General features: G+C 43.6%; 21 protein-coding genes. 16 read left to right on the plus strand and 5 right to left on the minus strand.

The genetic code is table 11. From position 1 onward, the window contains the following. Positions 1-118, plus strand: a 118-nt coding sequence (locus HMPREF2766_RS10105; RefSeq protein ID WP_148131186.1) for a TipC family immunity protein, incomplete at its 5' end; no start/stop codon positions are given. A 12-nt stretch (positions 119-130) separates the two neighbouring features. Beyond that, a complete protein-coding gene (locus HMPREF2766_RS03765) occupies positions 131-739 on the plus strand; it encodes a TipC family immunity protein (protein WP_070567824.1) in 609 nt (202 codons plus the stop codon). Between the two features lie 113 nt (positions 740-852). On the opposite strand, the gene HMPREF2766_RS03770 is transcribed toward HMPREF2766_RS03765, so the two are convergent. From HMPREF2766_RS03770 to HMPREF2766_RS03785, 4 genes are read right to left on the minus strand one after another with little or no spacing between them, the layout of a single operon-like run. Next, a complete protein-coding gene (locus HMPREF2766_RS03770) occupies positions 853-1,392 on the minus strand; it encodes a DUF3278 domain-containing protein (protein WP_070567826.1) in 540 nt (179 codons plus the stop codon). A gap of 12 nt (positions 1,393-1,404) precedes the next feature. Continuing rightward, on the minus strand, positions 1,405-1,746 hold the full coding sequence (locus HMPREF2766_RS03775; RefSeq protein ID WP_070567828.1) for a hypothetical protein: 342 nt from the start codon (positions 1,744-1,746) through the stop codon (positions 1,405-1,407). 10 nt (positions 1,747-1,756) lie between these two features. Next, positions 1,757-2,299 (minus strand): DUF3278 domain-containing protein, encoded by a 543-nt coding sequence (locus HMPREF2766_RS09880; RefSeq protein WP_083303867.1) that lies wholly within the window; start codon positions 2,297-2,299, stop codon positions 1,757-1,759. A gap of 15 nt (positions 2,300-2,314) precedes the next feature. Beyond that, positions 2,315-2,509, minus strand: a complete 195-nt coding sequence (locus tag HMPREF2766_RS03785; protein WP_070567830.1) for a helix-turn-helix transcriptional regulator — start codon at positions 2,507-2,509, stop codon at positions 2,315-2,317. A gap of 162 nt (positions 2,510-2,671) precedes the next feature. Here HMPREF2766_RS03785 and rsmH point away from each other — a divergent pair, with 162 nt between their 5' ends. Genes rsmH through mraY form a run of 4 tightly spaced genes read left to right on the plus strand, consistent with a single transcriptional unit; the run spans position 2,672 to position 7,191 of the window. After that, positions 2,672-3,622 (plus strand): 16S rRNA (cytosine(1402)-N(4))-methyltransferase RsmH, encoded by a 951-nt coding sequence (rsmH, locus tag HMPREF2766_RS03790; protein WP_070567832.1) that lies wholly within the window; start codon positions 2,672-2,674, stop codon positions 3,620-3,622. Between the two features lie 10 nt (positions 3,623-3,632). Next, positions 3,633-3,950: a cell division protein FtsL gene (gene ftsL / locus HMPREF2766_RS03795; RefSeq protein ID WP_000840795.1), complete on the plus strand. Its 318-nt coding sequence runs from the start codon at positions 3,633-3,635 to the stop codon at positions 3,948-3,950. Positions 3,951-3,953: 3 nt separating this feature from the next. Next, complete coding sequence (pbp2X, locus tag HMPREF2766_RS03800; protein WP_070567834.1) at positions 3,954-6,209, plus strand: penicillin-binding protein PBP2X; 2,256 nt, start codon at positions 3,954-3,956, stop codon at positions 6,207-6,209. Position 6,210: 1 nt separating this feature from the next. Then, positions 6,211-7,191, plus strand: coding sequence for a phospho-N-acetylmuramoyl-pentapeptide-transferase (gene mraY, locus HMPREF2766_RS03805; protein WP_070567836.1), 981 nt, complete (start codon positions 6,211-6,213; stop codon positions 7,189-7,191). 69 nt (positions 7,192-7,260) lie between these two features. Here the strand turns inward: mraY and HMPREF2766_RS09885 are convergent, their stop codons facing one another. Beyond that, complete coding sequence (locus HMPREF2766_RS09885) at positions 7,261-12,384, minus strand: SIALI-17 repeat-containing surface protein (protein ID WP_083303868.1); 5,124 nt, start codon at positions 12,382-12,384, stop codon at positions 7,261-7,263. Between the two features lie 331 nt (positions 12,385-12,715). Here HMPREF2766_RS09885 and HMPREF2766_RS03815 point away from each other — a divergent pair, with 331 nt between their 5' ends. From HMPREF2766_RS03815 to yidD, 10 genes are all read left to right on the plus strand, one after another. Then, positions 12,716-12,961 carry a YneF family protein gene (locus tag HMPREF2766_RS03815; protein ID WP_000364984.1) on the plus strand — a complete coding sequence of 82 codons (246 nt, stop codon included), beginning with the start codon at positions 12,716-12,718 and terminating at the stop codon, positions 12,959-12,961. 205 nt (positions 12,962-13,166) lie between these two features. Beyond that, positions 13,167-13,961, plus strand: a complete 795-nt coding sequence (gene racE / locus HMPREF2766_RS03820; RefSeq protein ID WP_057489219.1) for a glutamate racemase — start codon at positions 13,167-13,169, stop codon at positions 13,959-13,961. After that, positions 13,958-14,929: a nucleoside-triphosphate diphosphatase gene (locus tag HMPREF2766_RS03825; protein WP_070567837.1), complete on the plus strand. Its 972-nt coding sequence runs from the start codon at positions 13,958-13,960 to the stop codon at positions 14,927-14,929. Before racE ends, HMPREF2766_RS03825 begins: the two co-directional genes overlap by 4 nt. Further along, a complete protein-coding gene (locus HMPREF2766_RS03830; RefSeq protein WP_001118939.1) occupies positions 14,905-15,426 on the plus strand; it encodes a metallophosphoesterase in 522 nt (173 codons plus the stop codon). Before HMPREF2766_RS03825 ends, HMPREF2766_RS03830 begins: the two co-directional genes overlap by 25 nt. Further along, entirely contained in the window at positions 15,423-15,884 is a 462-nt protein-coding gene (gene cbpB, locus HMPREF2766_RS03835; RefSeq protein ID WP_000560697.1) for a cyclic-di-AMP-binding protein CbpB, read from the plus strand. Before HMPREF2766_RS03830 ends, cbpB begins: the two co-directional genes overlap by 4 nt. Then, a complete protein-coding gene (gene xerD, locus HMPREF2766_RS03840) occupies positions 15,881-16,615 on the plus strand; it encodes a site-specific tyrosine recombinase XerD (protein WP_315940707.1) in 735 nt (244 codons plus the stop codon). The genes cbpB and xerD overlap by 4 nt, the downstream gene beginning before the upstream one ends. Beyond that, positions 16,615-17,343, plus strand: coding sequence for a segregation/condensation protein A (locus HMPREF2766_RS03845; RefSeq protein WP_042902022.1), 729 nt, complete (start codon positions 16,615-16,617; stop codon positions 17,341-17,343). Before xerD ends, HMPREF2766_RS03845 begins: the two co-directional genes overlap by 1 nt. A gap of 18 nt (positions 17,344-17,361) precedes the next feature. Then, entirely contained in the window at positions 17,362-17,931 is a 570-nt protein-coding gene (scpB, locus tag HMPREF2766_RS03850; protein WP_000105285.1) for an SMC-Scp complex subunit ScpB, read from the plus strand. Beyond that, on the plus strand, positions 17,918-18,640 hold the full coding sequence (locus HMPREF2766_RS03855) for a pseudouridine synthase (protein ID WP_001222214.1): 723 nt from the start codon (positions 17,918-17,920) through the stop codon (positions 18,638-18,640). Before scpB ends, HMPREF2766_RS03855 begins: the two co-directional genes overlap by 14 nt. Beyond that, positions 18,640-18,882: a membrane protein insertion efficiency factor YidD gene (gene yidD, locus HMPREF2766_RS03860; RefSeq protein ID WP_033606311.1), complete on the plus strand. Its 243-nt coding sequence runs from the start codon at positions 18,640-18,642 to the stop codon at positions 18,880-18,882. The genes HMPREF2766_RS03855 and yidD overlap by 1 nt, the downstream gene beginning before the upstream one ends. Positions 18,883-18,903: the final 21 nt, after the last annotated feature.

The following is an 18,903-nucleotide window of genomic DNA, read 5'->3' on the forward strand; positions in this document are numbered from 1 at the left end:
CTTCGACGAAATCGTCAATCAAAAAGTCTTGAAGGACTGGTGTACCATCTATGACAGCAAGTACTCGCCAAGCAACTATGGCGATATCAAGATTGAAACCCAGTGGGAGAATTGGTGATAAGGTGATAACATGAAGAAAATCCTAGGCCTAGTAGCCTTATTCGTGATAATTGTATTATCCTGCTTCTACTTTTTTATTCATCAACCTAAAAATATTTTTGATGAAATCTACCAGGAGACAGAGAAGACTTATCGGTCAAATAATATTTTAAGAAACATAGATGGGTTTAAAATCAGGGCCGGTTGGCCAAGTGATGACCCCAATATATCCTATACTCCTTTTGGAAAGTATGAAACTCTGCCCAAAGGATATAGTGACATAACCATTAACCTTAATTTTGGAGAAGGGATAAAGGGGGTGTTGATTCTTTTTGAAAGAAAGACTGATTCGAATATTACCCTATGGTATTCGGTGCACTATAACATAAAAAAGAAAGTACTCAAAAAGGAGCTTGCGATTTTTGAAGAGCCAAGGAAGCCAGGTCAATTTATTGATGATGAAGAAAAAGTAAGAGAATATTTAAGAAAAAATAATATTTCCAAAGAAGAATTAGAGAAAGACTTCGACGAAATCGTCAATCAAAAAGTCTTAAAAGACTGGTGTACCATTTATGACAGTAAGTACTCGCCAAGCAACTATGGTGAGGTCAAGATTGAAACCCAGTGGGAGAATTGGTGACGAGGGTCAGTAGATATTTTGGAAAATATCCTATGAATTGAAGTGGAAATCCCACCTAGAACGAACTAGGTGGGATTCTTTGCCTATAAATTAAAAAATTAGCGAATCTTGCTCTATTTTTTAACGTGTTCCGATAAAAAGGCGTAGGTCATGCTTCCAAAGATGGCACCAATTCCCAAACCTAAGACTAGTAAAGGGAGCGTTTTATCGAACTGGGAGAGGTTGTCCCAAAAGGTATTGAGGGGGAGATGCTGAACAAAGAGTTTGTGAAAGGCTGATAAGACAAACAAGCCAATTGGAATACTGATAAATACGCCCCAACTACGAAGGTTAATCTGGCTTTTGCTGTAGCTTTTGTGATGGATTTCGGACAGGTCATCCTTGTCTAAATGTAAGTTGCGAACTGCTAGTCTCGCCCTAGATGAGAGGACGAAGATAAGTCCAAAATAGAGGTAGGGCGTGGCATCTCGAACCAACTCTATGAAGCGTCCAAATAGGAGATAGAACAAGAAGAGTAGGAGGGAGGAGTAAACGATTTGGATCAAGGCACGAGCACAAGCCTTGTAAATCATCTCTTGACGGCATTCATCAAAAGGCCCTTGTATGTGAAAGAATAGTTTAAGTAAGCGAGTGGTGAAATCTTCTTTTTTCATGGGAGTAACCTCCTAAATGAGCGATTTTTGATTGACTTCTTTAAAGAGTTGATAGAGAGTATAGAAGTAAACCAAACTAAAAATGATACAGATTATTAGAAATACCAGGTATCTCCAATCCATAGGATTTGTTAAAAGTTGTGGAAAGGATACGAGGATAAAACAGAGAGATGCGTTTAGAAGACGTATTTTTTTTGATTGGATTTTCTGGAATCTCTGTCCCTTGTTCAATACAGGAAGGAATAAAAGAAAGATAATCAAGAAAGGATGCTCAATATGTCCAGAAAGTAGGAAAAAGGTAACAAAGATACTGATAAAAACATGACTGATCAGTAGTTTAGCTAGTGATTTCATAAGGCACCTCCTAGTCGTCTTCTTGGTCTTTCTTGGCCTTTTGAATGCGAAGAGAGACGATAATTTGCATCATCAGTCCAAAAAAGAACGCTCCCAGTATAGTTTTTAAAATATGTTTTGAATTCAGAAGAGAACTGATGAAATTTGGATTTTCACTGGTTAGGTTATCGATGAGTGGCATTATAAAAAATATCGCTATGCCGTAGATCAGACCGGCTTTTAGACCCGGAAAATGTAGCTTTTTACTTTCTTTTTGACTCAGCATTTCGGGATCAATAGCTGTGATGCCCGTTTTCTTGGTTTGAGAGACTACATAGAGGGCAGCCATCATCGAAATGCTAAATACCACGAGAGGATAGCCGATAGCGACAATTTGCGGGTATTTATAAGCAAGGACAAAGGGGATGAGGTTGCCAAATATCATCAGATAAAAGAGAACAATAAAGACCTGATTCCCGATACGATCGGCCTCGCGCCGTTTGTGTTCGTCAAGGGGACCAGAAATACCGTATATGCGTTTGATGAGTTTTTCAGTGAGAGTTTCTTTTTTCATTTGTTTGCTCCTTTTTTAAAAATCGTCTTCCCAAAAGAGACTGTTAAGGTCAGTTTGGAGGCTGTGGGCGAGATTGAGACAGAGTTCCAGGGTTGGATTGTACTTGTCATTTTCAATCATGTTGATGGTCTGTCTCGAGACACCGATATCTTTGGCGAGCTCGAGCTGAGAAATACCCAGTTCCTTGCGGAATTCTTTGACACGATTCATAGGGTCTCCTTTCTGATATGTCGTATATATTTGACTACATTATATTCTTTTGGAGATGAGATGTCAAGTATATATGACATATTTTTGAGAATTATTTTCGAAGAAACTTAGCCTTGTCTGACAAGTGCAAGCTGGTCAGATTTGTGGTAAAATAGATAAGATATGACAAAAGAATTTCATCATGTAACGGTCTTGCTTCATGAAACGATTGATATGCTTGACGTAAAACCTGACGGTATCTACGTTGATGCGACTTTGGGCGGAGCAGGCCATAGCGAATATTTATTAAGTAAATTGAGCGAAAAAGGGCATCTCTATGCCTTTGACCAGGACCAGAATGCCATTGATAATGCGCAAAAACGGTTGGCACCCTATATCGAAAAGGGGATGGTAACCTTTATCAAGGACAACTTCCGTCATTTGCAGGCACGTTTGCAGGAGGCTGGTGTCCAGGAAATTGATGGAATTTGTTATGACTTAGGGGTGTCCAGTCCTCAGCTGGATCAGCGTGAACGTGGTTTTTCTTATAAAAAGGATGCGCCACTGGATATGCGGATGAATCAGGAAGCTAGTCTGACGGCCTATGAGGTGGTCAATCGTTATGACTATCATGACTTGGTTCGGATCTTTTTCAAGTATGGTGAGGATAAGTTTTCTAAACAGATTGCCCGTAAGATTGAGCAAGCGCGTGAGGTGAAACCAATTGAGACAACGACGGAGTTGGCAGAGATTATCAAGTCGGCCAAGCCTGCCAAGGAGCTCAAGAAAAAGGGGCACCCTGCCAAGCAGATTTTCCAGGCTATCCGAATCGAAGTCAATGATGAGCTGGGCGCTGCAGATGAATCCATCCAGCAGGCCATGGACATGCTGGCTCTGGATGGTAGAATCTCGGTCATTACCTTCCATTCGCTGGAAGACCGCTTGACCAAGCAACTATTTAAAGAAGCTTCAACAGTGGAAGTTCCCAAAGGCTTGCCCTTCATTCCAGATGACCTTAAGCCCAAGATGGAATTGGTATCCCGCAAGCCAATCTTGCCAAGTGCTGAAGAGCTAGCAGCCAACAATCGTTCGCATTCAGCCAAGTTGCGCGTGGCTAGAAAAATTCACAAGTAAGAGGAAAAACATGGCAGAAAGAATCGAAAAAACAAGCCAGTTATTGCAAACGAAGTTCAAAGGTTTTTCACGTGTGGAAAAGGCCTTCTATGTTTCGATTGCTGCAACAATGATTATCCTGGCAATTAGCGTTGTGTTTATGCAGACCAAGCTATTACAAGTTCAGAATGAACTGACCAAGGTCAATGCTCAAATCGAAGAAAAGAAAACCGAGCTAGACGATGCCAAGCAAGAGGTCAATGAATTGATTCGTTCAGAACGTTTGAAAGAAATTGCAAACTCCAAGGATTTGCAGCTGAATAACGAAAATATCCGAGCAGCGGAGTAAAAAATGAAACAGTGGAAAGAAAAAATCATCCGTTATGCCGTTCGTAACCGTAAATCTCCAGAAGAAAATCGTCGAAGAGTAGGAAAAAGCCTGAGTTTATTGGCTGTCATACTCTTCGCGGTCTTTTTGGTCAACTTTGCGGTCATTATCGGAACGGGTAAAAAATTTGGTAAGGACTTGGTTCAAGAAGCCAACAAGGTCCATCAAACAACCAAGACGATTCCTGCAAAACGGGGAACCATCTATGATCGAAATGGGACACCTATTGCTGAGGATGCAACTTCTTATAATATCTATGCTGTTATTGACAAGACCTACAAGTCAGCAACAGGCAAAATTCTCTATGTAGAGGATTCTCAATTTAATAAGGTAGCTGAAATTTTCCATAAGTATCTGGATATGGAAGAGTCCTATGTCAAAGAACAGCTTTCTCAACCAGATCTAAAACAGGTATCTTTTGGTACCAAGGGAAATGGGATTACCTATGCCAATATGATGGCCATTAAAAATGACCTAAAAACTGCTGGCGTGGAGGGAGTTGACTTTACAACTAGCCCTAACCGCAGTTATCCCAATGGACAGTTTGCTTCTTCCTTTATCGGTTTAGCGCAACTCCATGAAAATGAGGATGGGACCAAACGTTTGATTGGGACATCTGGATTGGAGAGTTCTTTAAATAACATTCTGGCGGGTACAGATGGGATCATCACCTATGAGAAAGATCGTCTGGGAAATATTGTTCCGGGTACAGATCAAGCTTCTCAACAAACAGTAGATGGAAAAGATGTCTACACAACCCTTTCTAGTCCCTTGCAATCCTTTATGGAAACCCAGATGGATGCCTTCCAGGAAAAAGTAAAAGGCAAGTATATGACGGCTACCTTGGTTAGCGCTAAAACAGGGGAAATCCTGGCTACGACCCAACGGCCGACCTTTAATGCAGATACCAAGGATGGCATCACAAAAGACTTTGTCTGGCGTGATATCCTCTATCAAAGTAACTACGAACCAGGATCAGCCATGAAGGTCATGACGTTAGCTTCTTCTATTGACAACAATACCTTCCCAGGTGGAGAATACTTCAATAGCAGTGAATTAAAAATAGCGGATGCGACGATTCGAGATTGGGATGTTAATGATGGTTTGACTACTGGTGGGATGATGACTTTCTCACAAGGTTTCGCTCACTCCAGTAATGTTGGAATGAGTCTACTTGAACAAAAAATGGGAGATGCGACTTGGCTCGATTATCTCAATCGCTTTAAGTTTGGGGTGCCGACGCGTTTTGGTCTGACTGATGAGTATTCAGGTCAATTGCCTGCAGATAATATTGTTAATATTGCCATGAGTGCATTTGGTCAGGGGATTTCTGTAACGCAGACCCAGATGCTACGTGCTTTTACAGCTATTGCCAACGATGGGGTTATGTTGGAACCGAAATTTATCAGTGCCCTCTATGACCCCAATGACCAGTCTGTTCGTAAGTCTCAAAAGGAAATCGTCGGAAATCCTGTGTCAAAAACAGCAGCGTCCTCTACTCGGGAGCATATGGTCATGGTCGGAACAGATCCTGTCTACGGTACCATGTACAACCACAGTACAGGAAAACCAAATGTCAATGTTCCAGGTCAGAATGTCGCCCTCAAATCAGGGACTGCTCAGATTGCCGATGAGAAGAATGGGGGTTACCTGACAGGTGAAACCAACTATATCTTCTCTGTTGTGTCGATGCATCCTGCAGAAAATCCTGACTTTATCCTCTATGTAACGGTGCAACAGCCAGAGCATTATTCAGGCGTTCAGCTGGGAGAGTTTGCCAACCCAATCCTTGAGAGAGCCTCTGCTATGAAAGAATCCCTCAATCTTCAGTCAACTGCCAAGAGCTTAGATCAGGTCAGCAAGACGACAAGCTATGCTATGCCGGCTACCAAAGACTTTACTCCGGGTGACCTAGCAGAAGAATTGCGCCGAAACCTGGTCCAACCAATTGTTATCGGAACAGGAACCAAGATCAAGGAACTCTCGGTTTCTGAAGGAGATAATTTGGAAGCCAATCAGCAGATCTTGATCCTGTCAGATAAGGTCGAAGAAATGCCTGATATGTACGGCTGGACAGATGAAAATGTGCAAACATTTGCTAAATGGCTGAATATAGAAGTCGAGTGGGAAGGTAGTGGCAAAACGGTCAAGAAACAAAGTGTCCGTGCCAATACAGCCCTAAAAGACCTTAAAAAAATGAAAGTAACTTTAGGAGATTAAGATGATTAGTTCCATTAGTGCTGGAATTCTAGCCTTTCTATTGACCTTGATTGGCATTCCAGCCTTTATCCGATTTTATCGAAAAGCACAGATTACGGGTCAGCAGATGCACGAGGATGTCAAACAACACCAAGCTAAAGCTGGGACTCCAACCATGGGAGGTCTTGTCTTCCTTATCGTTGCAGTAGTTGTGAGCTTTCTTATTGCTCTCTTTACCCAACAATTGACCAACAATGTAGGCATGATTTTGTTTATCTTGGTGTTGTATGGTTTGGTAGGTTTTCTGGATGATTTCCTCAAGGTCTTTCGTAAGATCAACGAAGGCTTGAATCCTAAGCAAAAGCTTGCTCTCCAGCTCCTTGGAGGAGTGATTTTCTACCTCTTTTATGAGCGTGGTGGCGATATGCTTTCAGTTTTTGGCTACCAAGTTCATTTGGGTTTTTTCTATATTTTCTTTGCCCTTTTCTGGCTAGTTGGTTTTTCCAATGCGGTGAATCTGACTGACGGGATTGATGGCTTAGCGAGTATTTCCGTGGTGATTAGCTTATCGGCCTACGGTGTGATTGCTTATATGCAAAATCAATTGGATATTCTTCTTGTGATTCTTGCCATGATTGGTGGTTTGCTAGGTTTCTTCGTCTTTAACCACAAACCTGCCAAGATCTTCATGGGAGATGTAGGAAGTTTGGCTCTTGGTGGGATGCTAGCAGCAATCTCTATGGCCCTCCACCAAGAATGGACCCTTTTGTTGATTGGGATTATCTATGTCTTTGAGACAAGCTCTGTTATGATGCAGGTTACCTACTTCAAACTTAGTGGTGGAAAGCGTATTTTCCGTATGACACCTGTGCATCACCATTTCGAGCTTGGAGGATTCTCAGGCAAGGGCAATCCTTGGAGCGAGTGGAAGGTTGACTTCTTCTTTTGGGGAGTTGGGCTCCTAGCAAGTCTCTTGACCCTAGCCTTTTTATACTTACTGTAAAACTAACTTTTGATGACAAAATAAAACAGGATGAAGGTGATCTTCATCCTGTTTTTGTGTGCTTAAAGGTTAGTTGGAGTCATCCTTTCTTCCTTTTAACATAAAAGTAGCTGTAAGGGCTAGGCTGAGTCCTGCTAAGAAGAGGAGTGGGTTGGACGCTTCTCCTGTTGCTGGAAGTTCTTCTTTAGGAGAATGATTTCCAGTTTTCGCAGGGATCAGACTAGCTGAAAGTTGTTCAGCCTCGTGTGCCAAGGTTTCTGTATCTGAAGTACTTGGTTTTTCATCTGTACTAGGGGCTGTTCCAGCAGCTTGATAGACGACAGCATAGGTACTGAAATGACTAGTGATGAATTCTGCCTTTCCTTCTCGAACGTCGAAATCAAGGGCTTGCAACTCCTTGGTCGGAGTAATATAATAGACCTTTTCTACGCTAGCTGAAATAGGCAAGCGAACCAAGACAGAGCTTTTTGGCTGCAAACTATGATCTGTTGGATTTTTCAGTTGTAGGTCGTAAGCATCATAGGTCTTGCTAAAGAGTTCTTGAGCTAGGACACGTCGGCTAGAGATGTGAGAAATTCCTTCTAGGTCACTGACTCCACCAATAATTTCTACTCCAGTTTCCTTATCTTTTAAGACTCGAACTGGATAATCAGGAAGGCTAAGGGTTGGAGCAGCCTGATCCCCACTAGTTCCGATAGGCTCGGTGTACTCAGGTTTTTCAACAGTAGGAGCTTCCTCTTGCCCTGCCGTTCCGATCGGCTCAGTGTATTCAGGAATTGTCACTGTAGGTGGTTCCTCTTGCCCTGCCGTTCCGATAGGTTCGGTGTATTCAGGCTTTTCTACAGTAGGAGACTCTTCTTGCCCCGCCGTTCCGATAGGTTCGGTGTATTCAGGCTTTTCTACAGTGGGTGGCACTTCTTGCCCTGCAGTCCCGATAGGTTTAGTGTATTCCGGAATTTCAACAGTAGGAGCTGGTTCGTCTCCCTTACTTGTAGTTGGCTGGCTCTCGTCAACCTTCTTCTTATCTTTTTTAGTAAAGACAGCTACGACCGGGCTACTTGTGGTAGTTCCTTGAATGGCATAAGCTTCAATCGCTTTTCCAGTTTGTCGATCAGTAGCCTCAGGGATTGGCATTTGAACTTGATTGTCTTGGATTGATAGCACGGTCTGATCCCCACTTGTAACCAGATGCGTTTCGTCCACTTTGCGCAATACTAGAGGATCTTTGACACCTGGGAAAGTTACAGCGATGGCTTCCCAGTCTCCAGATGGTAGGGTTAAGGAAATTTCTTTGTCATTTTCCTTAAGAGGTGCGATACTTGGACTATCTATACCAATAGCAGGGGCTTTGATGATATCAAAGGAATCTAGAGAGATTTTCTTGCGACCTTCTGGCGAATCTGAGTCAACTTGTAATGTCAAGGTGTGCGGACCGTCAGTAAGGTTTGTAAATTCGCCAATAAAAGCTCTCTTTTCAGTTGCACCTGAAGTGTAGAAGTCTAGACTTGGCATTTCTTTGCCATCTAGTGTAACACGTGCTCGTCCAAGGGCAAGGCTCTTCAAGCCATAAATACGAATGCCCGTCCCTGTAAAGGAAATAGTTGCCTGAGCTTCTGAAGCCGCACTAGAGTCGCTGTTGTTAATATCAGCGTATTTTTCTGTACCACCGTAGAGTTCAGGGTCAGACCAGTCCTTAAACTGGGCACCATACTGGATGCGCGGGTCGCGATCATCCATCTTTTCAATCGTGTTGCCTGTTCCTGCTAGGACCTTGAAGTAGTCTAATGAAATTTTCGAGCGTTCACTTCCTCGTCCTTTGTGTTCACGTTTAACACTAAGAGTCAATGTGTGAGGTCCGTCTGACAATCCTGTAAAGCGACCGATGAGGCTGCCTTTTTCAGTTGCCCCAGCAGTATGGAAATCAAGTTCGCCAACTTCTTTGCCATCAATTTTAGCAGTAGCAAGACCTAGTTCGGACGATTTTAGTCCATAGATTTCGATGCCAACACCATTGAAAGGAATAGTAGCAGTCACGTCTTCGTCTGTGTAGTTTCCTTTTGAAAGATCAGCAAACTTCTCCGTTCCTCCAAATAATTCTGAGTCTGCCCAGTTTCCAAAGGCAGCCCCGTACTGGATGCGACTGTCTCGGTCATCCATCAATTCACTAGGAGTTTCTACAGTTGCCTGTTCAGATACTTGTGTGGAAAGCTCGCCCAGCATAGCCTTTACAGTATAAGTATAGGCGAGTTGAGGATTTAGTGATCGGTCGATAAAGTGGGTTTGATTGGTTACAAATTCTCTAGTTGCAGAGGTTTGGCCAGATTCGTCTTTTACTTGTCTTTGGATGACATAGTGGGTAGCGCCTTCTACTTGGTTGAAGGTGAGTTCGGCAGTGACTCCATTTTGTCGAACTGCTGTCAGGCTGGTTACACGACCAGGAAAATGTTCAAAGGTAATGACGTCACCTTTTTGCGTTGCAAGCTGGATACGATTATCTTTAAGGATCGTTGCCTTGACTGGTTTGCCATTGACCATGATTTGGCTAGCTTCGATATTTGGATAATCTACAACCAGGTCTCCACCGACATTTGAAAGGAAGGACAAGCTTTGCAAGTTCTTATCTTTCCATTTCATGCTGACTTCAAAGTTACCACGGGCAACTAATCCAGAAACTTGACCGTCTTTCCAAGCATCAGGAAGGGCTGGCAATGGTGCAATATAGCCAGTGTGTGATTGAAGGAGCATTTCTGCCATCCCACTGGTTGCTCCGAAGTTGCCATCGATTTGGAAAGGCGCGTGGGTATCCCAAAGGTTTTCTAGGGTTGAATACTTGAGCTGTTCAGCGAGTAAGCGATGGGCACGGTTACCGTCCAGCAGACGAGCCCAGAGGTTGATTTTATTGGCCTTAGACCAACCAGTACCACCATCTCCACGGTGGTTGAGGGTTGCACGCGCAGCCTCTAGGTATTCAGCTTGGTCCTTGCTAAAGAGCGTACCTGGGAAGAGACCAACTAGATGGGAAACGTGGCGGTGTTGATTTTCAATCCCTTCATTGGTGAATTGGGGACTGTCCTCCTCGTACCATTCCTTGATGCGTCCCTCTTTGTTGATGTGAAGTGGTTTTAGTTTGTCAAATTTAGCCTTGACCTCTGTGACTAAGTCTTGGTCCACTTTCAGATGGTTGGCAACTTCCATGTAGTCGTGGAATAGCTGCCAGACTAGCGATTGGTCAAAGGTGTTTCCGATAGTGATGGTTCCGTGTTCTGGTGAGTAGGATGGAGAAGACACCCAACGGTCACTGGCCTGGTCATAGTGCAAGAAGGAATTCCAGAACTTAGCTGTTTCCTTGAGCATTGGATAAATCTTTTCTTTGAGATAGGTCTCATCCTTGGTGAATTTATAGTAGTCATAGACATTCTGCATCATCCAAGCGTTGGCTGCTGGAGACCAACCCCAATAGTAATTCCAACCTGGAGTAGTCCAGCCAAATGGTGTCGCCTGGGTGTGGACCAGCCAACCATTTTCTTGTCCGTCTTTGGATTCGATACCTGCGTATTCCTTGGCAGCGATACGGCCATAGTAACGCATGTCGTCAATGTAATTGATCATTGGCTTGGATGTTTCAGCAAGGTTGCTCATGTAGGCTGGCCAATAGTTCATTTGCAAATTGACATTGAGGTGATAGTCAGCGTTCCAAGGTGGATTGTCTACAGCATTCCAGACTCCTTGTAGGTTGGCAGGAAGGGCATCTGTCCGATCACGAGACGAACTGATGAGTAGATATCGGCCGTATTGGAAGAAGAGTTCTTCCAATTTTTGCCCTTTTTCTGGGTTATAGCCTTGAAGGGCCTCTTTTGTCGTTTGAGCAGTCTTGTTTCCACCTAGGTTTAGTTTAACGCGGTTAAAGAGACTTTGATAGTCCTTGATATGGGCCTTTTTAAGTGTCTCGTAGTCTTTGGCCTTAGCGGCTTCTACAATACCCTTAACCGTTTTTTCGAGGTCAATGTCTTTTCGATAGTTGGTTTTTGGATTTTGAGCAAAATTAGTCTTGGCGCTGAGATAGAGGGTTGCGTAGCTTGCGCCAGTGACGGTTAGAGTCTCATTCTGAACAGTAACTGTTCCATCCGTTTTAATTCCTAGATAGGATGCAAATTTGAGGCCGTTATCTTTGACAGTTCCCTTTAGAAGGATTCCGTTTGCATCTGTAGTGACATGACCATTCTTATAGTTGGAATATTCCCAAGAGTAGTTGCCATTAGCAAGCAAATCTTCTGTCAAACTGTTCCAAAGGGTAAAGTCAAGTGCCTTGTTTCCTTTTTTGGTCAAGTGGGTCACGGTGACATCGTCAGGATAGCTGGAGAAGGTTTCGCGTTTGAAGGTCGTCCCATCTTGGGTGTAAGAAGTGGTCGTAGTGGCTTCGGTGATGTCTAGATTACGGTGATAATCAGTTACAGTATCTAGTCCTTTCTTCTGGTTATTAAAGACCATGAAGATATCACCAAAGGCTAGGTAACGTCCATACTGGGTGTTGTTTGGTCCAACTAGATTTTGTTCAGCTAGCTGTTTTGCTTTTTGGCGATCACCAGCTTCGAGGGCTTTACGTATCTCTGCTAAGACCTTGTAGCGATCCTTGTAGTTTCCTCCGTTATAGTCGGTGCTATCGGGTTGTGGTCCTCCTGACCAGAGGGTCTTTTCGTTGTACTGGATTCTCTCTTCCCCAATCAGACCGAAAACCTTGGCTCCCATCTCTCCATTTCCGACAGGAAGGGCTTGTTTTTCCCATCCATCATAGGAGGGAGCTGTTGGTTGATCGTAGTTGAGTTGATAGTTTTCTTGCTTTGTCACCGGCTGATCTGTTTTTTCAGGTTCCTTATTTTCTTTAGCTTCTACAATGGCTTCTTCACTAGCTTGACTATTTGTTGTCTGAGTCTCCACAGCTGGCTTGCTTTCGGAAACTACTGGACTCTCGGCTTGAGACGGATTTGTAGTTTCAGTAGCTTCAGCTGCTTTGGGCTCACTATCAGGCTTAGTGATAGCTTCGACAGAGGTTGGTTCAGTTTGCTTAACCTCAACACTGTCTGCGGCTACAGTGTGGTTGACTAGAAAAACGGCCCCCAGTAAAACAGAAGCAGTCCCAACCGTCAGCTTGCGAATGCTATAGCGACAGGATTTCTCCCAAAAGTGTTTTTTCATAAAACTCTCCTTTGTGTATTCGAAACCGCTTACATTTTATAAAGCAATTTCGTTTAATTTGTTTCTATTTATCTCCTCACCTCCCATTCTAATGGTCATCTAGCATTTGTCAAGAGGTTTTTGGCGAAAAACATATTTGAGATTGCTTTTTCTTAAAATAGTAGAAGAAAGTGAGGAAAGGGTGGAATTATTCATAATTTCATAGTTCAATTTGATTGTAAGACTAGCTTAGAATTGGCTTAACCCCCTCTTGAAAGCGTAAAACAAACTAGTCAGGAAAGTCACTTTATGGTATAATATAGAAGACTCAAAAAGAAACAGGAGAAAAAGAATGGATTTACTTTTAGCAATTGTCTTGATTGTGCTAGCTTTTCTAGGGGGAGCTCTTGGAGGGATTTACTTGGCTCGTAAGCAAATCGAAAAAAAATATGCTGACAACCCCCGTTTGAACGCTGACGCAGTTCGTGCTCTCTTGAGTGCAAATGGTCAAAAACCAAGCGAAGCCAAGGTACAACAAGTTTACCACCAAATCATCCGCCAACAAAAAGCAGCCCTTGCTAAGAACAAAAAGAAATAAATAGGAAAAGTCTGGGATGAAAGTTCCAGACTTCTCACTATGTTCAATAGTTCTCAAGGATAAGACTTTTTCCTTGCATTCTATTGATATTTGATTATGATTAAGAGAGAGGCAGTTGCCATTCTATCAAGCTGTCTATCCGTTCATTTAGGACGAGTAATTATGATGAACTATCAATCAGAAAAAAGACTAGAAAGAAGACTATATGGATAATCGACCAATTGGTTTTTTGGATTCGGGTGTCGGTGGCTTAACCGTTGTTCGTGAGCTCATGCGCCAGCTTCCCCATGAAGAAATCGTCTATATTGGAGATTCGGCACGGGCGCCCTATGGTCCCCGTCCTGCTGAGCAAATCCGTGAATATACTTGGCAGTTGGTTAACTTTCTCTTGACCAAGGATGTCAAAATGATTGTCATTGCTTGTAATACTGCGACTGCGGTCGTCTGGGAAGAAATCAAGGCGAAACTAGACATTCCTGTTCTAGGTGTGATTTTGCCTGGAGCTTCGGCAGCCATCAAGTCCAGTCAAGGTGGGAAAATCGGGGTGATTGGAACTCCCATGACGGTACAATCAGACATCTACCGTCAGAAAATCCATGATTTGGATCCAGACTTACAGGTGGAAAGTTTGGCCTGTCCCAAATTTGCTCCTCTGGTAGAGTCAGGTGCACTTTCGACTAGTGTGACCAAGAAAGTGGTTTATGAAACCCTGCGCCCCTTGGTCGGCAAGGTGGATAGCTTGATTCTGGGTTGTACCCATTATCCGCTCCTTCGCCCCATCATCCAAAATGTCATGGGACCAAAGGTTCAGCTCATCGATAGTGGGGCAGAGTGTGTACGGGATATCTCGGTTTTACTGAACTATTTTGAAATCAATCGTAGCCGAGATGCAGGACCACTTCAACATCGTTTTTACACAACAGCCAATAGCCAAAGTTTTGCCCAGATTGGGGAAGAATGGCTGGAAAAAGAGATTCATGTGGAGCATGTAACATTATGACAAACAAAATTTATGAATACAAGGACGACCAGGACTGGTATGTCGGTGTCTGGGACGTCTATGGAGGCATCTACAGTCTCATCAAAGATCCGCTTAATCTTGATTTTATGGATTTAGCGCGGATTTTTCGTGATGAGGAAAATGGCTTTCCAATTACGATAACGGTGATGCGCTGGTCTTCTAACTACCGTCTGCTCTCCTTTATCGTTGAGATTTTAAATGCGGAAGCAGGACGAAACTTGGAAGTCATCCAACGTCAGGGAGCCCTGCTCTTGGTTGAAAATGGGCAACTCCTGCATGTAGAATTGCCTAAAGAAGGGGTCAATGTTCAAGACTTCTTTGAAACTAGCAAGGTTAGAGAAACCTTGTTGATTGCGACTCGTAACGAAGGCAAGACCAAGGAATTCCGAGCTATCTTTGACAAGCTAGGCTATGATGTGGAAAATCTCAATGATTATCCAGACCTACCTGAAGTTGCTGAAACGGGTATGACCTTTGAAGAAAATGCTCGCCTCAAGGCAGAAACGATTTCCCAATTAACAGGCAAGATGGTGCTAGCAGATGACTCAGGTCTCAAAGTCGATGTCCTTGGTGGCTTGCCAGGTGTTTGGTCAGCCCGTTTTGCAGGAGTGGGAGCAACCGACCGTGAAAACAATGCCAAACTCTTGCACGAATTGGCCATGGTCTTTGAACTCAAGGACCGTTCGGCTCAATTCCACACAACCCTAGTCGTAGCTAGTCCAAACAAGGAAAGCTTGGTGGTTGAAGCTGACTGGCCAGGTTATATCAACTTTGAACCCAAGGGTGAAAATGGCTTTGGTTATGATCCGCTCTTCCTTGTGGGAGAGACAGGTAAGTCAGCAGCTGAATTAACCCTTGAAGAAAAAAATAGCCAATCCCACCGTGCCTTAGCCGTTAAGAAACTTTTGGAGGTATTTCCATCATGGCAAAGCAAACCATCATTGTAATGAGTGATTCCCATGGCGATAGCTTGATTGTGGAAGAAATTCGTGATCGTTATCTGGGGAAAGTTGATGCCATTTTTCACGATGGTGACTCAGAACTCCGTCCAGACTCTCCGCTCTGGGAAGGCATTCATGTCGTCAAAGGAAATATGGACTTTTATGCTGGCTACCCAGAACGGTTGGTGACTCAACTTGGTCCCACTAAGATCATCCAGACGCATGGACACTTGTTTGACATCAATTTCAACTTTCAAAAGTTGGACTACTGGGCTCAGGAAGAAGATGCCGATATCTGTCTCTATGGTCACTTGCATGTGCCAAATGCTTGGATGGAAGGCAAGACTCTTTTTCTAAATCCAGGCTCCATCAGCCAACCACGAGGGACTATCAGAGAATGTCTCTATGCTCGAGTGGAGATTGATGACAGCTATTTTAAAGTAGACTTTTTGACACGTGACCATGAGGTTTATCCAGGCTTGTCCAAGGAGTTTGCTCGATGATTGCCAAGGAATTTGAAGCATTTTTATTGGAGCAGGAAGAGACTTTTCTTACCCCTGCTGAGAATCTAGCAGCCTTGATTGATACCCATAACGCTGACCATGCAATTTTGGTGCTGAGCCAAATCACATATACCCGTATCCCTGTTGTGACCTTTGACAAACGCTTTGTTGGAACCATTGGTCTGAGGGACATTTTGGCTTATCAAATGGAGCAAGGTTTGACGGATGAGCAGATGGCAACGACAGACATCGTCAATATGACCAAGACAGATGTGGCAGTCGTCGCTCCAGACTATAACATCACAGAGGTCCTCCATAAACTGGTGGATGAACCCTTCTTGCCAGTGGTAGATGGTGAAGGAATTTTCCAAGGAATCATCACGCGCAAGTCCATCCTCAAGGCCGTTAATGCCCTCTTGCATGACTTTAGTAAGGAATATGAGATTCGATGCAAATGAGAGATAGGATTTCAGCCTTTTTAGAGGAAAAACAGGACTTGTCTGCCAATTCCAAGCAGTCTTATAAGTATGATTTGGAGCAATTTTTAGACATGGTAGGGGAACGGATTTCTGAGACCAGTCTTAAGATTTACCAAGCCCAGCTAGCCAATCTAAAAATCAGCGCCCAGAAGCGAAAACTTTCGGCCTGTAACCAATTTCTCTACTTTCTCTATCGAAACGGAGAAGTGGACAGCTTTTACCGTCTGGAATTAGCCAAACAAGCTGAAAAGAAGACTGAAAAGCCAGAGATTCTAAATTTAGACTCTTTTTGGCAGGAAAGTAATTATCCAGAAGGACGCTTGCTGGCGCTTCTTATCTTGGAAATAGGGCTCTTGCCAAGTGAGATTTTAGCCCTTAAGGTTGCAGATATCAATCTGGATTTTCAAGTGTTGAGAATCAGCAAGGCTTCCCAACAGAGGATTGTCACCATACCCACGACCTTGACTCCAGAATTGGAACCCTTGATGGGGCAGACCTATCTCTTTGAAAGGAGTGGGAAAACCTATTCTCGTCAGTGGGCCTTTCGTCAGCTGGAGTCCTTTGTCAAGGAGAAAGGTTTTCCAGCCTTATCAGCCCAAGCCTTGCGGGAACAGTTCATTCTAAGACAGATAGAAAACAAGGTCGATTTGTACGAAATTGCAAAAAAACTAGGATTAAAAACAGTCCTGACCTTAGAAAAATATAGATAATGGATATTAAATTAAAAGATTTTGAAGGGCCGCTGGACTTGCTTTTGCACCTGGTTTCTAAGTACCAGATGGATATCTACGATGTGCCTATCACAGAAGTCATCGAACAGTATCTAGCCTATGTCTCAACCTTGCAGGCAATGCGTCTGGAAGTAACGGGCGAGTATATGGTTATGGCCAGTCAGCTCATGCTGATCAAGAGCCGCAAGCTCTTGCCAAAGGTAGCAGAAGTGACAGACTTGGAAGATGACCTGGAGCAGGACCTTCTCTCCCAAATCGAAGAATACCGCAAGTTCAAACTCCTGGGCGAGCACTTGGAGGCTAAGCACCAAGATCGGGCTCAGTACTATTCCAAAGCGCCGACAGAGTTGATTTACGAAGATGCAGAGCTTGTACATGATAAGACGACCATTGACCTCTTTTTGGCTTTTTCAAATATCCTAGCCAAGAAAAAAGAGGAGTTCGCACAGAATCACACGACCATTTTGCGGGATGAGTATAAGATTGAGGACATGATGGTCATCGTAAAAGAGTCCTTGTCTGGACGAGACCAGTTGCGTTTGCAGGATTTGTTCAAGGAAGCCCAGAATGTTCAAGAGGTTATTACCCTCTTTTTGGCAACCCTAGAGTTAATCAAAACCCAGGAACTGATTCTCATGCAAGAGGAGAGTTTTGGAGATATCTATCTCATGGAAAAGAAGGAAGAAAGTCAAGAGGCACAAAGCTAGACTTGATAGAGAGGAAAGATGAGTACTTTAGCAGAAATAGAAGCGCTCTTGTTTGTAGCAGGTGAAGATGGGATTCGAGTCCGTCAGTTGGCTGAACTCCTCTCTCTGCCACCGACAGGCATCCAACAGAGTTTAGAAAAATTAGCCCAGAAGTATGAAAAAGACCAAGATTCGAGCTTGTCCCTGATCGAGACAGGTGGTGCATACAGATTGGTCACCAAGCCTCAATTTGCAGCGATTTTGAAGGAATACTCCAAGGCACCCATCAACCAAAGTTTGTCTCGGGCTGCTCTTGAAACCTTGTCCATCATTGCCTACAAGCAGCCTATCACGCGGATAGAAATTGATGCTATCCGTGGGGTCAATTCTAGTGGAGCTCTAGCTAAGCTACAAGCTTTTGAATTGATAAGAGAAGATGGGAAAAAAGAAGTTTTGGGTCGCCCTAATCTCTATGTGACTACGGATTATTTTCTAGATTACATGGGGATTAACCATTTAGAAGAATTACCAGTGATTGATGAGCTTGAGATTCAAGCCCAAGAAAGCCAATTATTTGGTGAAAGGATAGAAGAAGATGAGAATCAATAAATATATTGCCCACGCAGGTGTGGCCAGTAGGAGAAAAGCAGAAGAGCTGATCAAACAAGGCTTGGTGACGGTCAACGGCCAAGTGGTGCGTGAACTAGCAACCACTATCAAAGCTGGCGATAAGGTTGAAGTTGAAGGACAACCTATCTACAACGAAGAAAAGGTCTACTATCTGCTTAACAAACCACGTGGAGTGATTTCCAGTGTGACAGATGACAAGGGCCGCAAGACTGTTGTGGACCTCTTGCCCAATGTCAAGGAGCGCATTTACCCAGTTGGACGTTTGGACTGGGATACATCAGGTGTCTTGATTTTGACCAACGATGGGGACTTTACAGACGAGATGATTCACCCCCGTAATGAGATTGACAAGGTCTATGTCGCGCGTGTTAAAGGTGTGGCCAACAAAGAAAACCTTCGTCCCTTAACTCGTGGTCTTGAGATTGATGGCAAGAAAACTAAGCCAGCTGTTTATGAGATTCTCAAAGTAGATCCAGTTAAAAATCGCTCTGTAGTACAGTTGACTATCCATGAAGGGCGCAACCACCAGGTTAAAAAGATGTTTGAAGCTGTCGGTCTCCAAGTGGATAAGTTGTCTCGGACACGTTTTGGACACCTAGACTTGACAGGCCTTCGTCCGGGAGAATCTCGCCGCCTTAACAAAAAAGAAATCAGCCAACTACACACCATGGCTGTAACCAAGAAATAATGAAACGAATCTTAATAGCTCCAGTACGCTTTTACCAACGTTTTATCTCACCAGCCTTTCCACCCTCTTGTCGTTTTGAGCCAACTTGTTCCAACTACATGATCCAGGCTATTGAAAAACATGGCTTCAAGGGTGTTCTGATGGGCTTGGCTCGGATTTTACGTTGCCATCCCTGGTCGCCAATAGGAAAAGATCCTGTCCCAGACCACTTTTCACTCAAACGGAATCAAGAAAAAAAATAACCCAACATCACCTGATGTTGG

This window comes from Streptococcus sp. HMSC076C08, assembly GCF_001810825.1.
Lineage (GTDB): Bacteria > Bacillota > Bacilli > Lactobacillales > Streptococcaceae > Streptococcus.

Excerpts from the sequence above, each read along its gene's own strand:
- HMPREF2766_RS03765 (WP_070567824.1), top strand. The coding sequence starts at position 131 with ATGAAGAAAATCCTAGGCCTAGTAGCCTTATTCGTGATAATTGTATTA.
- HMPREF2766_RS03770 (WP_070567826.1), bottom strand. The coding sequence starts at position 1,392 with ATGAAAAAAGAAGATTTCACCACTCGCTTACTTAAACTATTCTTTCAC.
- HMPREF2766_RS03775 (WP_070567828.1), bottom strand. The coding sequence starts at position 1,746 with ATGAAATCACTAGCTAAACTACTGATCAGTCATGTTTTTATCAGTATC.
- HMPREF2766_RS09880 (WP_083303867.1), bottom strand. The coding sequence starts at position 2,299 with ATGAAAAAAGAAACTCTCACTGAAAAACTCATCAAACGCATATACGGT.
- HMPREF2766_RS03785 (WP_070567830.1), bottom strand. The coding sequence starts at position 2,509 with ATGAATCGTGTCAAAGAATTCCGCAAGGAACTGGGTATTTCTCAGCTC.
- rsmH (WP_070567832.1), top strand. The coding sequence starts at position 2,672 with ATGACAAAAGAATTTCATCATGTAACGGTCTTGCTTCATGAAACGATT.
- ftsL (WP_000840795.1), top strand. The coding sequence starts at position 3,633 with ATGGCAGAAAGAATCGAAAAAACAAGCCAGTTATTGCAAACGAAGTTC.
- pbp2X (WP_070567834.1), top strand. The coding sequence starts at position 3,954 with ATGAAACAGTGGAAAGAAAAAATCATCCGTTATGCCGTTCGTAACCGT.
- mraY (WP_070567836.1), top strand. The coding sequence starts at position 6,211 with ATGATTAGTTCCATTAGTGCTGGAATTCTAGCCTTTCTATTGACCTTG.
- HMPREF2766_RS09885 (WP_083303868.1), bottom strand. The coding sequence starts at position 12,384 with ATGAAAAAACACTTTTGGGAGAAATCCTGTCGCTATAGCATTCGCAAG.
- HMPREF2766_RS03815 (WP_000364984.1), top strand. The coding sequence starts at position 12,716 with ATGGATTTACTTTTAGCAATTGTCTTGATTGTGCTAGCTTTTCTAGGG.
- racE (WP_057489219.1), top strand. The coding sequence starts at position 13,167 with ATGGATAATCGACCAATTGGTTTTTTGGATTCGGGTGTCGGTGGCTTA.
- HMPREF2766_RS03825 (WP_070567837.1), top strand. The coding sequence starts at position 13,958 with ATGACAAACAAAATTTATGAATACAAGGACGACCAGGACTGGTATGTC.
- HMPREF2766_RS03830 (WP_001118939.1), top strand. The coding sequence starts at position 14,905 with ATGGCAAAGCAAACCATCATTGTAATGAGTGATTCCCATGGCGATAGC.
- cbpB (WP_000560697.1), top strand. The coding sequence starts at position 15,423 with ATGATTGCCAAGGAATTTGAAGCATTTTTATTGGAGCAGGAAGAGACT.
- xerD (WP_315940707.1), top strand. The coding sequence starts at position 15,881 with ATGAGAGATAGGATTTCAGCCTTTTTAGAGGAAAAACAGGACTTGTCT.
- HMPREF2766_RS03845 (WP_042902022.1), top strand. The coding sequence starts at position 16,615 with ATGGATATTAAATTAAAAGATTTTGAAGGGCCGCTGGACTTGCTTTTG.
- scpB (WP_000105285.1), top strand. The coding sequence starts at position 17,362 with ATGAGTACTTTAGCAGAAATAGAAGCGCTCTTGTTTGTAGCAGGTGAA.
- HMPREF2766_RS03855 (WP_001222214.1), top strand. The coding sequence starts at position 17,918 with ATGAGAATCAATAAATATATTGCCCACGCAGGTGTGGCCAGTAGGAGA.
- yidD (WP_033606311.1), top strand. The coding sequence starts at position 18,640 with ATGAAACGAATCTTAATAGCTCCAGTACGCTTTTACCAACGTTTTATC.